This window comes from Falsiroseomonas bella, assembly GCF_003173615.1.
Classification (GTDB): domain Bacteria; phylum Pseudomonadota; class Alphaproteobacteria; order Acetobacterales; family Acetobacteraceae; genus Falsiroseomonas; species Falsiroseomonas bella.
The window spans coordinates 797006-811135 of the sequence record NZ_QGNA01000002.1; the positions used below are offsets into that span (position 1 = coordinate 797006).

The 14130-nt window shown below is 73.1% G+C and carries 12 protein-coding genes; 6 read left to right on the forward strand and 6 right to left on the reverse strand.

From position 1 onward, the window contains the following. Window positions 1-13: 13 nt before the first annotated feature. Window positions 14-1174, reverse strand: coding sequence for a trans-sulfuration enzyme family protein (locus tag DFH01_RS12020; RefSeq protein ID WP_109870655.1), 1161 nt, complete (start codon window positions 1172-1174; stop codon window positions 14-16). A gap of 84 nt (window positions 1175-1258) precedes the next feature. Between DFH01_RS12020 and DFH01_RS12025 the strand changes: the two genes are divergently transcribed. From DFH01_RS12025 to DFH01_RS12040, 4 genes are read left to right on the forward strand one after another with little or no spacing between them, the layout of a single operon-like run. Beyond that, window positions 1259-2617, forward strand: a complete 1359-nt coding sequence (locus DFH01_RS12025; RefSeq protein WP_109870656.1) for a formimidoylglutamate deiminase — start codon at window positions 1259-1261, stop codon at window positions 2615-2617. Further along, a complete protein-coding gene (locus DFH01_RS12030) occupies window positions 2614-3369 on the forward strand; it encodes an SDR family NAD(P)-dependent oxidoreductase (RefSeq protein ID WP_109870657.1) in 756 nt (251 codons plus the stop codon). Before DFH01_RS12025 ends, DFH01_RS12030 begins: the two co-directional genes overlap by 4 nt. Continuing rightward, window positions 3366-4205 (forward strand): GNAT family N-acetyltransferase, encoded by an 840-nt coding sequence (locus DFH01_RS12035; protein WP_109870658.1) that lies wholly within the window; start codon window positions 3366-3368, stop codon window positions 4203-4205. Before DFH01_RS12030 ends, DFH01_RS12035 begins: the two co-directional genes overlap by 4 nt. A gap of 54 nt (window positions 4206-4259) precedes the next feature. Then, window positions 4260-5744, forward strand: coding sequence for a helicase HerA domain-containing protein (locus tag DFH01_RS12040; protein ID WP_109870659.1), 1485 nt, complete (start codon window positions 4260-4262; stop codon window positions 5742-5744). A gap of 3 nt (window positions 5745-5747) precedes the next feature. Here the strand turns inward: DFH01_RS12040 and DFH01_RS12045 are convergent, their stop codons facing one another. From DFH01_RS12045 to DFH01_RS12055, 3 genes are read right to left on the reverse strand one after another with little or no spacing between them, the layout of a single operon-like run. Next, the gene (locus tag DFH01_RS12045) at window positions 5748-6866 is read right to left on the reverse strand and encodes a site-2 protease family protein (RefSeq protein WP_109870660.1); all 1119 of its coding nucleotides are present in this window, start codon (window positions 6864-6866) and stop codon (window positions 5748-5750) included. 9 nt (window positions 6867-6875) lie between these two features. Then, a complete protein-coding gene (locus DFH01_RS12050; protein WP_109870661.1) occupies window positions 6876-7412 on the reverse strand; it encodes a lipocalin family protein in 537 nt (178 codons plus the stop codon). Continuing rightward, complete coding sequence (locus tag DFH01_RS12055; protein ID WP_109870662.1) at window positions 7409-8335, reverse strand: polysaccharide deacetylase family protein; 927 nt, start codon at window positions 8333-8335, stop codon at window positions 7409-7411. Before DFH01_RS12055 ends, DFH01_RS12050 begins: the two co-directional genes overlap by 4 nt. Window positions 8336-8468: 133 nt before the next feature. Between DFH01_RS12055 and cydD the strand changes: the two genes are divergently transcribed. Both cydD and cydC read left to right on the forward strand, forming a co-directional pair. Next, the gene (cydD, locus tag DFH01_RS12060; protein WP_109870846.1) at window positions 8469-10148 is read left to right on the forward strand and encodes a thiol reductant ABC exporter subunit CydD; all 1680 of its coding nucleotides are present in this window, start codon (window positions 8469-8471) and stop codon (window positions 10146-10148) included. Further along, window positions 10145-11800, forward strand: a complete 1656-nt coding sequence (cydC, locus tag DFH01_RS12065; RefSeq protein WP_109870663.1) for a thiol reductant ABC exporter subunit CydC — start codon at window positions 10145-10147, stop codon at window positions 11798-11800. Before cydD ends, cydC begins: the two co-directional genes overlap by 4 nt. 54 nt (window positions 11801-11854) lie before the next feature. Here the strand turns inward: cydC and DFH01_RS12070 are convergent, their stop codons facing one another. Both DFH01_RS12070 and DFH01_RS12075 read right to left on the reverse strand, forming a co-directional pair. Further along, window positions 11855-12961 (reverse strand): asparaginase, encoded by a 1107-nt coding sequence (locus DFH01_RS12070; protein ID WP_109870664.1) that lies wholly within the window; start codon window positions 12959-12961, stop codon window positions 11855-11857. 97 nt (window positions 12962-13058) lie between these two features. After that, window positions 13059-14120, reverse strand: coding sequence for an isocitrate/isopropylmalate dehydrogenase family protein (locus DFH01_RS12075; protein WP_109870665.1), 1062 nt, complete (start codon window positions 14118-14120; stop codon window positions 13059-13061). Window positions 14121-14130: the final 10 nt, after the last annotated feature.

Here is a 14130-nt window from a genome sequence, read left to right on the forward strand (position 1 = left end):
AAGCCGGCAGTCGTCACGCATTCGCCGCGCGCAGCGCGCGGTCGAGGTCGGCGTAGAGGTCCGCGGGATCCTCGATGCCGGTGGACAGGCGCAGCAGGTCGTCCGGGCAGGGTGAGCCGGCGCCCTCGATCGAGGCGCGATGCTCGATCAGGCTCTCCACCCCGCCGAGGGAGGTGGCCCGCTTCCACAGCTCGACACGCGCCGCGGTGCCGATGGCGTGCGGCGCACCGCCGCGGACCCGGATGCTCAGCATGCCGCCGAAGCCGCCCTGCATCTGGCGCTTTGCGATGGCGTGGCCGGGATGGCCCGGCAGGCCGGGATAGAGCACCTCGGCCACCGCGGGATGCACCGCGAAGCGTTCGGCGAGTTGCATCGCGGAGGCGCAGGCCGCGGGCACGCGCAAGGGCAGGGTGCGCATGCCGCGCAACAGAAGAAAGGCCTCGAGCGGGCCCAGGATCTGGCCGAGCATCGCGCGGTTCCGCCGGATGCGGTCCCACATCTCGTCCTTGCGCGCGGTCGCCAGCGCGCCGGCCACCACGTCGGAATGGCCGTTCAGATACTTGGTCGCCGCATGCATCACGATGTCGGCGCCATGCTCTATGGGCCGCGTCAGCAATGGCGTTGCGCAGGTGGAATCCACAGCCAGCAGCGCGCCGGCCTCATGCGCGATCCGCGCGGCGGCGGCGATGTCGGTGATGGACCAGAGCGGGTTGGCCGGCGTCTCCGCCCAGACCAGCATCGTCTCGCCCGGCCGCACGGCGCCACGCAGCGCCTCCAGGTCGGTCATGTCCACCAGCGTCACCCGAAGGCCCCAGCGCGTGCCATCCGTCAGCAGCCAGTTGCGCAGCGCCCAATACATCACGTTGGGCGCCACCACATGGTCGCCCGGCGACAGCGCGAGAAACACCGCCGTCGCCGCCGACATGCCGGAGCCGAGCAGCATCGCCGCCGGCGCGTCCTCCAGCATGGCGATCACCGCCTCGGCCTCGCGCACCGTCTCGTTGTCGGCGCGGCCGTAGATGTTCCCGCTGCGATACTGGTTGTCCGGGTCGCGGAGGAAGGTGGTGGTCACATGGATCGGGGGCACCACGGCGCGCGTCGCCTCGTCCACCTTGCCCATGGCCTGCGCAGCCAGGGTGCGCGCCGTCCAGGTCCTGCCGGCCTTCGGGTCCATGCCATTCGCTCCGTCGCTTCCGTCCCGCATGTTGCACGCCGCGCGCCGATGCGCGAGGAGTGCCGGGGAACCTGGGAGAGTTTCATGGCGGCCTTCTTCGCCGCACGGGCCCTGCTGCCGCAGGGCTGGGCGTCGGACGTTCTGATCGAGGTGGACGCTGCGGGCGCGATCACCGCCGCGACGCCCGGGGCGCGGCCCGGCGCCGCGCGGCGCCTGTCGGGCCATGTCGTGCCCGGCGTGCCGAACCTGCATTCCCACGCCTTCCAGCGCGCCATGGCGGGCGGGGCGGAGCGCCGCAGCCCGGCCGGGCAGGACAGCTTCTGGACCTGGCGGGAGACGATGTACCGCTTCGTCGGTCGCTTCTCGCCCGAGGATGCGGAGGCCGTCGCCGCGCAACTCTATGTGGAACTGCTGGAACACGGCTTCTGCAGCGTCGCCGAGTTCCACTACCTGCACCACCAGCCCGACGGCACGCCCTATGCCGATGTGGCGGAGATGGCGAAGCGGCATGTCGCCGCCGCGCGGCAGGCGGGCATCGGCATCACGATGCTGCCCTCGCTCTACCGGCATGGCGGCATCTTCGGGGAGCCGCCGCATGAGGGGCAACGGCGGTTCCTGAACGACCTCGACCGGTTCCTGCGTATCGTGGAGGCGTCGCGCGCGGCCTGCGCCGGCGATCCGCAATGCGCCGTCGGCCTCGCACCGCATTCGCTGCGCGCCGTCACGCCGGAGATGCTGCGGGCACTCGCCGGCGATCCCGGCCCCATCCACATCCACGCCGCCGAGCAGCCGAAGGAGGTGGAGGAATGCCTCGCCGCCACCGGTGCCCGGCCTGTCCGCTGGCTGCTGGACAACATGCCGCTCGATGCGCGCTGGTGTCTGATCCACGCGACGCATCTGGATGATGGCGAAGTGACCGGCCTGGCGCGTTCCGGCGCCGTGGCGGGGCTCTGCCCGACGACGGAGGCCTCGCTCGGCGACGGCATTTTCCGGCTGCCGGAGTTCTTGGGACAGGGCGGCCGCTTCGGGATCGGCACGGACAGCCATGTCGGCACCGCGCCGGCCTTCGAGCTGCGCCAGCTCGAGACCACGCAGCGTCTGCGCGACCACGCGCGCGCGGTCGCCACCGGCGACCAGAACCCGCATCCCGGCCGCACGCTGCTGGATGCCGCGCTTTCCGGCGGTGCGCAGGTCTCGGGCCGCGCCATCGGCGCCATCGCCCCGGGCATGCGCGCCGATCTGGTGGAACTGGACGACACCCATCCGCTCCTGCTCGGGCGGCAGGGCGATGCGCTGCTGGATGCCTGGGTGTTCAGCGGCCAGGGCAATCCGGTGCGGACGGTGGTGTGCGGCGGGAAGCCGGTGGTGGAGGCGGGTCGTCACGTGAACGCGATGGCGATCCGCGACGCCTTCGGCGCGGCAATGCGGAGGCTCATGGCGTGACGGGACAGCTGACCGGAAAAATCGCGATCATCACCGGCGGCAGCCGCGGCATCGGCCGCGCCATCGCGCTGCTCTACGCCAGGGAAGGCGCCGACATCGCCTTCTGCCACCTGCACGACGCCGAGGGCGCGGCGGAGGTCGCGGCCAAGGTCGAGGCGCTCGGCCGCCGCTGTTTCCACGCCGATGTGGACGTGGCGGAGCTGCACGCGCTGCGCGCCTTCATCACGGGCGCCGAGGCCACGCTCGGCCCCTGCGACATCCTGGTCAACAACGCTGGCCTCAACCTGCGCGGCCCCTTCGAGACGATCACCGAGGAACAATTCGACCGGGTGATGTCGGTGCATGTGCGGGCCAGCTTCTTCGCCGCGCAGGCCGTCTGGCCGGGCATGGTCGCGCGGGGTAGGGGCCGGATCATCACCACCGCCTCGCAGCTCGCCTTCAAGGGCGCGCCCAACATCGTGCCCTATTGCATGGCGAAGGCCGCGCTGGTCGGCATGACGCGCGCCCTGGCGCGGGAGGGCGCGCCGAAGGGCATCCTGGTGAACGCCATCGCGCCCGGCCCGGTCGAGACCGACCTCACCGCCCAGCTCGGCCCCGAATGGGCGGCGCAGACGGGCGCGGCACTGCCCATCGGCCGCGTCGGCCAGCCGGAGGAGATCGCCGCGGCCGCGCTGCTGCTGGCAAGCTCCCCCGGCGGCGACTTCTTCGTCGGCGCGACGCTCTCCCCCAATGGCGGGGACGTGATGCATTGAACGCCGTTATCCGCACCCTGACACCGGCGGAAGCCGAGCAGGCCGTGGACTGGGCCGCGGCCGAGGGCTGGAATCCGGGCCTCGTGGATCTCGACTGCTTCCTCGCGCAAGACCCGGGCCTGTTCCTCGGTGCCTTTCAGGGCGATGCGCTGGTCTCGGTGATCTCGGCGACGCGCTACGACCCGGATTTCGGCTTCATCGGCTTCTACATCGCGCGGCCGGAGGCGCGCGGGCACGGGCACGGCATCGCCATCTGGCGCGCCGCCATGCGGCAGCTCTCCGGCCGACTCATCGGCCTTGATGGCGTCGTCGCGCAGCAGCCCAACTACCGGAAATCGGGCTTCCAGCTTGCCTGGAACAACATCCGCTTCGGCGGCGAGGCGCCGGTGCTGCCGGCGCCGCGCGCGCACATCGTCCCGGCCGTCTCGCTGCCCTTCGCCGCCCTCGAATCGCTGGACCGCCAGGTCTTCCCGGCGGAGCGGCCGGATTTCCTGCGCGCCTGGCTCGGCGCGCCGGGCCACATCGCGCTCGCCCTCGTGCAGGATGGCGCCGCCGCCGGCTTCGGCGTGATCCGCCCCTGCCGCAGCGGCCACAAGATCGCCCCGCTGGTCGCGCCGGACGAGGCTGCCGCCGAGGCGCTGCTCGCTGCCCTGCTGGAACGCGCCGGCCCCGGCGAGATTTTTTGGGACGTGCCGGAGCCGCATGCGGCGGCGGTGGCGCTGGCAACGCGACTCGGCCTCAAGCCCGTCTTCGAAACGGCGCGGATGTACACGGGCGCCGCGCCACCGGTCGCCATGGACCGCCTTTTCGGCATCACCACCTTCGAGCTCGGCTGAGACTTTCCCCCCGCGCCTGCCGCCGCTACCTGGGGCCGGCAGGATGGAGGGGTGATGACGGTCCGGATCGAGATCGGGACGACCAACGCCGGCGCGCCGGCGACGCTCGACCTCGAGGAACTGCTCGCCACGCGCCTGCTGGTCCAGGGCAATTCAGGCTCGGGCAAGTCGCATCTGCTGCGCCGGCTGCTGGAACAATCCGCCCCCTGGGTGCAGCAGGCGGTGATCGACCCCGAGGGCGATTTCGTCACCCTGGGCGACCGCTTCGGCCACCTGGTGATCGACGCGGCCGAATCGGGGCTGGCCGGGCTGAAGCGGGCCGCGGACGGCGTGCGGCGCCATCGCGTCTCCGTCGTGCTGAACCTCGAGAACCTGGAGCAGGACCAGCAGCTTCGCCATGCCGCCGCCTTCCTCGACGGCCTCTTCACTGTGGAACGCGACATCTGGTCGCCGATGCTGGTCGTGGTGGACGAGGCGCAGCTCTTCGCCCCCGCCATGGGCGGCGACGTCTCCGACGAGGCGCGCCGCACCGCGCTCGCCGCCATGACCGACCTGATGTGCCGCGGCCGCAAGCGGGGCCTGGCCGGCGTGGTCGCGACGCAGCGCCTGGCGAAGCTCGCCAAGAACGTGGCGGCCGAGGCGTCGAACTTCCTGATGGGCCGCACCTTCCTCGACATCGACATGGCCCGCGCCGCCGACCTGCTGGGGATGGAGCGCCGCCAGGCGGAGATGTTCCGCGATCTGGCGCGCGGGCATTTCGTCGCGCTCGGCCCCGCCATCACCCGCCGTCCTCTGCCGGTCCGCATCGGCGACGTGGAGACCGCCTCCCGGGGCCAGGGGCCGAAGCTGGTGCCGCCGCCGCAGGAAGCCTCCGAGGCCGCGCGGGAGATGATCCTGAAGGCCGCCGCCGCGCCGGAGCCGCGCCTGGCGCCGCAGCCGCGCCGCCCGGCCGCGCCGCCACCCGACATCGCGACCCAGCTTGCTGCCGCGCGCCCCGCCCCGGTGCATGACCGCGCCGAGCCGCCCCTGTCGGAGGAAGAGGAGGCCGCGCGCCAACAGAAGCTCTCGGACGTGCTGCGCGCGGTGCTGGGGGAGCCCGAGGCCGCCTATCGCCAGCCCGCCATCCTCTACCAGGATTTCCTGGTGCGTTGCCGTATCGCGCGGCTCGGCGCCGCGCCCGACCTGCCCGCCTTCCGACGCCTTCTCTCGCTCGCGCGCGCCGGCGTCGCGGAGCAGGCGATGGACGATGCCGACTGGCCCGCCGTGGCCGAGCAGGCCGCCGCCCTGCCGGAGGACACCCAGGGCGTCTACCTGCTGCTCGCCCGCGCCGCCCTCGCCGGCGAGCCCTGCCCCTCGGATGCCGCGATCGCCCGCGCCTATGGCAGCCGCTCGGCCGGTCGCGCGCGGCGCCTGCTGGACTGGCTGGAGACGCAGGGCGCGATCCTCTGCCGCACCGACAATCTCGGGCGCCGCATCGTCGCCCTCACCGGCTCGGGCCGCGAGACCGCGCCGGGCGATCCCGCGGCGGAGGCGGCCTGAGGGTCAGCGCGGCTGGGTCCAGGGATTGGCCGCGGGCGGCGCGCCGCCGCGCGCCGACTGCACCATCAGCATCTCGCCGAGATTCTCGTTCGTCAGCAGGCCCACGAGCCGCCCGGCGGAATCCACCACGCCGATCGGCCCGGCCGCCTGCTGCATGGTGGTGAGCGCTTCTTCCAGCTTCATCCGTTGCGGCACGGTCGGCACCCCGCGCTGCATCGCATCCAGCACCGCGGCCTCCGGCCCCGCCTGCTTCAGCGCCATGATGAGGTCGGAGCGCGTCAGCACGCCGCGCAGGCGCCCGCCGCCATCCACCACGGGGAAGTCCGTCTGCGCGCTGCGCAGCAGCAGTTCCACCGCGTCATCCAGCCGCGCCGTCACGGGCAGCGTCTCGAAGCGCGTCATCATCGCATCGGCCGCGATCATGCCGCGCGACAGCTCGCGCACCCTGACCGCATGGCTTTCCGCCGCGGCGCCGAGCCAGACGAAGAGGGCGACGAAGACCAGCAGGGGTGCGCCGTTCACGAGGCCGATGAAGCCGAAGACGAAGGCCAGCACCTGGCCGATGGTGGCGGCGATGTCGGTGGCGCGGCGGCGGTCCATCACGGTGCTGAGCAGCGCCCGTAGCACCCGCCCGCCATCCATCGGGAAGGCCGGGATCAGCAGGTTGAAGCCGGCAAGGACCACATTCACCCAGAACAGCCGCGCGAGCATCCCGTGGCCCGGCTCCTGCAGCCCGGCCGCGGCCTCGATCGGCGGCAGGCCGCCCAGCACCACGAACAGCAGCGCCGCAATCACCACGTTCACCGCCGGCCCCGCCAGCGCGACGACGAGCTCCTCTGAGGGCTTCTCCGGGATGCGTTCCAGCCGCGCGACGCCGCCGATCGGCAGCAGTGTGATGTCGGGCGTCGCGATGCCGTAGCGCCGCGCCGCCAGGCTGTGGCCGAATTCGTGCAGCAGCACGCAGGTGAAGATCAGGCAGATGAAGACGACGCCCTCGATCGCCGCCTGCCGCCCGCCCTGCGCCGCGGCGGTGAACCCGATCCAGGCGAGCAGCAGCAGGAAGGTCAGATGGAGGCGGATCTCCGTGCCGAAGACGCGCCCGAGCGGGATGGACCAGGTCATCTGCCGTTCCTAGCGCGAGGGCTGCGGCGTGGGTTGCAGGCGCGAGACCTCGAAGCCCTCGGCCGCCGCAATCCCGACCGCCTGCGCATAGTCGCCGGCCGACATCGCCGGCGTGCGCGACAGGATCCAGAGATAGTCGCGCCCCGGCGCGCCCACCACCGCCCAGCGATAGGCCGTGTCGAGCCCGATCACCCAGTAGTCGCCGTAGAAGGGCCAGAAGAAGGTGACGCGCAGCTTCGCATTGTCGCTGCCCTCCACGGCATAGGCGGTGCCGGTGGCCACCTGCTCCCGGTTGCCATTCGCGGCGTCCAGGCAGCGATTGGTCACGGCCACCTGCCCGTCGAGGCGCAGCGCATAGGTCGCCGTGGTCGCGACGCAGCGCCGCCCGCGCCCGTCCTGGAAGCTGTTGGGGAAGCGGGCGATCTCGTACCAGGTGCCGAGGTACCGCTGCAGATCCACCGCGGCGACCGTGCGCACGGGCGGGCCTTCGGGCCTCGTCGCGCAGGCGCCGAGCGCCAGGACGGCAAGAAGCAGAAGCCGCTTCATGCCGCTTGCTCCGCCGCGGCCGCGCGCGGGCAGCCCGGCACCTGCCCCGCGGGCAGCGCCGCCACATGCTCGAACACCGCGCCCGCCGTCGTGATCCACACGCGCCCGCGCTCCCGCGCGATGGCGCCCAGCACGCGCCGCAGCACGCGCATCCGGTGCGGCTGGCCGACGATGTAGGGATGCAGCGCGATCCCCATCACCTGCGGCAGCCCGTCCTGCTGCACCTGGCGCAGCCTTTCCTCGAAATCGTCCAGGATCATGCGCGCGAAGGCCTCGGCCGACTCCCGGCGCGCGACGATGGCCGGGATGTCGTTCACCTCCTGCGGGTAGGGCACGGCGAGCAATGGCCCGCCGCGGGTGCGCATCCAGACCGGCGCGTCGTCCGCGCACCAGTTCATCGTGTAGGTGTAGCCGGCCTCCACCAGCAGGTCGGGCGTGGTGCGGCTCTCGGCGATCCAGGGGGAGAGCCAGCCGCGCGGCGCGCGGCCCTCATGCAGCGTGATGGCTGCCGTCGCCTCCGCGATCAGGGTCCGCTCCGCCGCCTCTTCCAGAACCGACTGTCGTTCCGAATTGGTGCGGCCATGGCCCGCGATCTCGTCCCCCCGCGCGCGATGCGCCGCGACCAGCCCGGGCGCGTAGCCGTACATCGCGCTGTTCAGCAGCACGGTCGCCGGCAGGGACAGCTCATCCAACAGGTCGAGCAGCCGCCAGGCGCCGACGCGGTTGCCGTAGTCCCGCCAGGCGAAGTTCAGCACGTCGGGCTGCGGCCCGCCGGGGGCGAGCTCCGCGCCCAGCCCCTCGCCGAAGGCGAAATGCTCGAGGTTGACGCCGAGATAGACCGCCAGCTTCGCGCCGTTCGGCCACGCATAGGGTGTGCGGCCGCGCCAACCGGCGTAATCGTAGCGTCCATGAGTCGGCAGCATCGCAGGTCCTCGGCGGTTCCATCCGACAGCTTGCGCCTGCGGCCCGGCTCGGCAAGGGCAGGGCGTAACTGTCACGCAAGCCTTACAGAATGGGATGACCAGGGGCCGGGACTGCCCTATGGTCGGTCGGGCCATGTCACGAGCGGTTAACGAGGCGGATCGCGCCGCGGAGGACCTTCTCCGCCGGGAGGCGCGGGAGGCGCGTGCGCGCCTGGCGCTGCCTGTCGCGCTCGGCGTCGCGCAGGTCGCCGCCGGCATCGCGCAGGCCCTGCTGTTCGCCATGCTGGTCGGCGCGCTTCTCGGCTTCGGTAATGCCGGCTGGGCGGAGCTCGGCCTCGCCGCGGCGCTGGCCGCGCTCTCCGCCGGGCTCGGCATGGCGCAGGAACGCACCCTGGTCGCCGCCGGGGAGGCCGCGAAGGCACGGCTCCGCCGTACCGCCTTCGCCCGCCTGCTGGAGGAAGGGCCAGCCGATCCCCGCCCGGTCGGTGAGCGCGCCGCGCTGGTGGTGGACCGGATCGAGGCGCTGGAAGGCTATCTGACGCGCTGGCTGCCCTCCGCGGTGCTGGCCATGGCGGGGCCGGCGCTGGTGATCGGCGCGGCCCTGCTTGCCGATGCGCCGAGCGGGCTGATCCTGCTGGTCGCGGGCCTTCTGGTGCCGGTGATCATGGCGGTGACCGGCATCGGCGCCGCCCAGGCCAGCCGCCGCCAGTTCGAGGCGCTCGGCCGGCTTTCCGGCCGCTTCCTCGACCGCATGCGCGGCCTGCCGACGCTGGTGCTGTTCCGCCGGCAGGAGGCCGAGGCCGAGGCGCTGGGACAGGCGGCGGCCGAGCTCAGGGCGCGCACCATGAAGGTGCTGCGCGTCGCCTTCCTCTCCTCCGGCGCGATGGAGCTTCTGGCCGCGGGCGCCATCGCGATGCTCGCGATCCGCCATGCGGCGCAGCTTGGTGCCGGTCACCCGGACCCGGTGGCGGGCATCTTCTGCCTGCTGCTGGTGCCCGCCTTCTTCGCGCCGCTGCGCAACTTCTCCATGGCCTATCACGAGAAGCTCGCGGCGCGCGGCGCGGCGTCCGAACTGGCGCCGCTGCTCGCCCCGCCCGCCGGGCCGCCGGGCCTGATTCTGGAGGAGATGCCGCGCAAGCTGGTCGTCACCTTCCAGGATGTGCGCCTGACCTACGACCCCGCCCGCCCCCCGGCGCTGGACGGCCTTTCCTTCCGCGTCATGCCCGGGGAGACGCTGGTGCTGTCGGGCGCCTCGGGGGCCGGAAAATCCTCGGTGCTGCGGCTGCTGATGGGCTTCCGCCGCCCTGATTCCGGCCGCATCGCCCTGAACGGCCAGGACGCGACCGCCTTGCGCCCGCCGGAGCTGCGACGGCTTTCGGCCTATGTCGGGCAGCGCGCGCATCTCTTCCGCGGGACGCTGCGCGAAAACATCCGACTTGCCCGCCCCGAGGCGACCGATGCCGAGGTGGAGGAGGCCGCCGAGGCCGCGAAGGTGATGGCCTTCGCCCGCGGCCTGTCGCAGGGCCTGGATACGCTTGTGGGGGAGGGCGGCTTCGGCCTTTCTGGCGGCCAGGCGCAGCGCGTGGCAGTGGCCCGCGCCTTCCTGCGCGACGCGCCGCTGGTGCTGCTGGACGAGCCGACCGCGCATCTCGACCCCGGGACGGAGGGCGAGGTGCTGGAAAGCCTGCGCCGCCTCTGCTCCGGCCGCACCGCGATCGTCGCGACGCATTCGCGCGCCGCGCAGCGCATGCTCGGGCGCGTGCTGGAGATCGAGCAGGGCCGCGCCGCCGGGGCGCGGATGGCGGGCGAATGACCGCCGATCTGATCCGCGTGCTTGGCCTCTGGCGCAGCCGAGCGGGCTGGCTGGTCGCCGGCCTCACCGTCGCCGCCCTGGCCGCGCTGGTCGGCGTGGCGCTGCTGGCGGTGGCGGGGCGCGGCATCGCGCATGCGGTGACGGGTGCGGCGATCTTCGCCGGCGCCGCGGCCGCGCTGGCCTGGATCTGGCCGATCGCCCTGATGCGGCCGGTGCTGCGCTACCTCGACCGCCTCGTCAGCCACGCCGCGGCCTTCCGCGCTTTGGCCGATACGCGGGTCTGGTTCTTCCGCCGCCTGGCGGAGCGGCTGCCGGCCGGGCTCGGCTTCCGGCGTGCCGGCGACCTGCTCGGGCGGCTGGTGTCGGACATCGACGCGCTGGACCGGCTCTATCTCGGCGCCATCGTGCCGGCCGTCGCCGCCGCGGTGGTGGTGCTGGCGATCTTCCTGCTGCTCGGTGTCGTCGCGCCGGACCTTGCCGTGCTGGTCGCCGCGCCGCTGGCGCTGGCGCTGCTGCTGCCCCCTCTGCTGGCACCCGGCGCGGCGGAGGCCGGGCAGCGCGTGGCCGCCGCGCAAGGCAGCCTGCGCGCCGCCGTGGTGGACCCGCTGACCGGCATCGAGGACACGCTGGCCGCCGGCGCCGAGCCGGTCGCCGCCGCGCGGGTCGCCGAGGAAGGCGCGCGGCTCTCCGCCGCGCAGCGCCTGCTCGCCCGCCGCGGCGCCTGGGGCGGGGCGGCCGGCACGGTGCTGACGCAGGCTGCGATGCTCGGCGCGCTGGGCTATGGCCTCGCCACCGGCCATGAGGGGGTGGCCGGCGCGGTGCTCGGCCTGTTCCTGGCCATCGCGGCGGCGGAGACGCTCGGGCTGATGCCGCGCGCCGGGGCCGCGCTCGCCGCCGCCGCCGCGAGCGGCCGCCGCCTGTTCGAGGCCGCGGATGCCGCGCCCCCGGTCGCCGATCCGCAAAAACCCGCACCGCTGCCCGCGGGCCACGCCATCCGCATCGAGGATGTCCACTTCACCTGGAGCACCGACCGCCCGCCGGTCTTCGACGGGCTGGAGCTGGACGTGCCGGAGGGCGCGCGCCTCGCGCTGCTCGGCCCGTCCGGCGCCGGCAAGTCAACGCTCGCTTCGCTGCTGCTGAAATTCGCCGCGCCGCGCACCGGGCGCATCCTGCTCGGCGGGGTGGACATCACGACGCTGAGCGGCGAGCAGCTGCGCAGCCGCATCGTCTGCCTGACGCAGGATGCGCGGCTGTTCGACGATTCCATCGCCGCCAATCTCCGCCTGGCGCGGCCTGAGGCGACGCCCGCCGAGATGTGGCGCGCGCTCGACGCCGCCGGGATCGGGGAGGTGGTGCGCAGCCTGCCGGAGGGGCTAGAGACTCGCTGCGGCGAAGCGGGTGCGCGCTTCTCCGGCGGCCAGGCGCGGCGGCTGGCACTCGCGCGCGCGCTGCTGTCGGATGCGCCGGTCCTGATCCTGGACGAGCCCGCCGCCGGGCTCGACCCGGACACGGAGCGCGCCTTCCTGGAGACGCTGGACGAGGCGACGGCCGGGCGCACCGTGATCCTGATTGTCCACCGCCTGATCGGAGTGGAGCATCCGACGAAGATTTTGCGTTTGGCCGGCGGGCGGGCGCTCACCGCGATGGGGTGAGCGCCGGCTGCCGGCGGAAGCGGGCGCGGAGGCCCGCCGCCGCCGGCGGCAGGATCAGCGGCGATCCTCGAACAGCTCGAGCACGCCGGCGCCGGGGACTTCCGACATCCAGAAGCCGAGGCTCGCCTTGGTCGGCTTCGTCGGCTGCGGGCGCTGCACCACGACCTCGACGCGCCCGATCTCGCGGCCATTGCTGTCGGTCAGCGCGGGCTCGACGGCCGCGATCAGCAGCTCCGCCTCCTCCGTCGGCAGCGCATGGACGCGCCCGAGGATGCGGGCCAGCACGCCCATCTTCGCCCGGCCGCTGGCATCGCCATCGGCCACCTTGATCGCGATTCCGAGGCCGCGGTCGCGCACGCAGGCCAGCAGATAGCCCTCGGCGCCACCCTTCAGCAGCACGTTGCCGTCGGTGTAGCGGATCATCCGTGCCGTCGGGGAATCCTTGGCCGCGATGTGGTCGGGATAGGCCGCCATGGCGTTCGCCACGCGCCGCACCGCCGCCCGGCGCCGCTCCGACACCGCCTGGCCGACGCCGAAGCGGGCCGCCGCCTTGGCCATGGCGCTCATCGGCACGCCGATCGCCGGCAGGCCGCAGCCATCGCCGCCATGAGGCAGGCTGTCGGCATCGAGGCCGGTGAACTCCGACAGCACGTCGCGATAGAGCCGCTGGGCCGGATGGTCGGGGTTCGCATAGTCGTGCCCGCCGCCCATGTGCTTCGCCATGCTCAGGAAGCCGCAATGCTTGCCCGAGCAGTTGTTGAAGACGCGCCGGGGGCCGCCATGCGCATAGGCGGCGGCGATGTCCTCCGCGCCGCGGGGCACGGCCGGGCCGCAGATCAGCGAGTCTTCCGTCATGCCGAGCCGGCCGAGCCAGTCGCCGAGCAGCGCCACCTGGAAGGGCTGCGCGTGGTGGGAGGCGCAGGCCAGCGCGATATGCTCGTCGGTCAGGCCCAGCGCGTCTGCCGCGCCCGACTCCACCAAAGCGATGGCCTGGAAGGGCTTGAGGGCCGAGCGCGGCGTGTTCACCCAGCCGGCGCTGCCCCAGGCATGGCGGAGCGTGCCGCCGGTGTCGGCGACGACGACCACGCCGTGATGGACGCTCTCCATCACCGGGCCGCGCCAGACGCGCGCCAGTTCCACGACTTCGACGCCATTGGGCATGGAATGTCCCCTGTAAACACCGCCGGAGGCGGTCGCTGGTCGGCTCCCCACCCCTCGATAGAGCGCGCGCCGCCCCGCGTCCAGCGATTGCAGGCGTTCAGCCTGCGACGAGGGCCGCCACCCGCGCCCCGAAGGCCTTCGTCCCGAGCGCACCGCCGAGGTCGGGCGTTCGGGTCGCCGGGTCGGCCAGGGCCGCGTCCACCGCCGCGTTGATCGCCGCCGACGCCGCCCCGGCCGCCTGGTTCCCGCGCTTCTCGGCGTGCCAGTCCAGCAGCATCGCCGCCGAGAGGATCAACGAGGTCGGGTTGGCCTTGTCCTGGCCCTGGATGTCCGGCGCGCTGCCATGCTGCGCCTGGGCGCAGCACAGCAGGTCGTTCTGGTTCGTGCTGCCCGCGAGGCCGAGCCCGCCCGACAGCTCCGAAGCCAGGTCGGAGAGGATGTCGGCGTGGAAATTGGTGGCGCAGAGCACGTCGAAGCGCTGGGGGTCGCGCACCAGCAGCGCGGCGCAGGCATCCACGATCACCTCGTCCAGCGCGACGTCGGGGAAGTCCTTCGCCACCTCCCGCACGCAGCGCAGGAACAGGCCGTCCGTCAGGATGAAGGTGTTGGCCTTGTGGACCGCCGTGACCTTCCCCCGCCGCCGCCGCGCCAGCAGGAAGGATTCGCGCGCGATGCGGGTCGAGGCATGCGCGGTGATCTTCCGCATGGACATGGCGACATCCGGCGTCGGCATGAACTCGCCATTGCCCGCATGCATGTTTCGGTCCGGGTAGAAGCCCTCGGTCGCCTCCCGCATGATGACGAGGTCCAGCGGCGCATGGCCGCGGCCGAGGCCGGGGCGGGTGCGCGCGGGGCGGACATTGGCGAACAGGTCGAGCCCGACGCGGAAGGCCGCCGAGACATTGATCCCGCCCTGGTCGCGCGACGGGTAGTGCAGGTGGGAGATCGGGCCGAGGATCACCCCGTCGCTCGCCTTCGACGCCTCCATCACCTCCGGCGGCAGCGTCGTGCCGCGGCTCTTCAGCGTCTCGAGCCCGATCGCATGCGTCTCGAAGGTGAGGCCGAGGCCGAAGCGGGCATCGGCGGCGCGCAGCACGGCCAGCGTGGCGTCGGTGATCTCGGGCCCGATCCCGTCGCCGGGCAGGACGATGAAGCGCATGGTCTGGCGG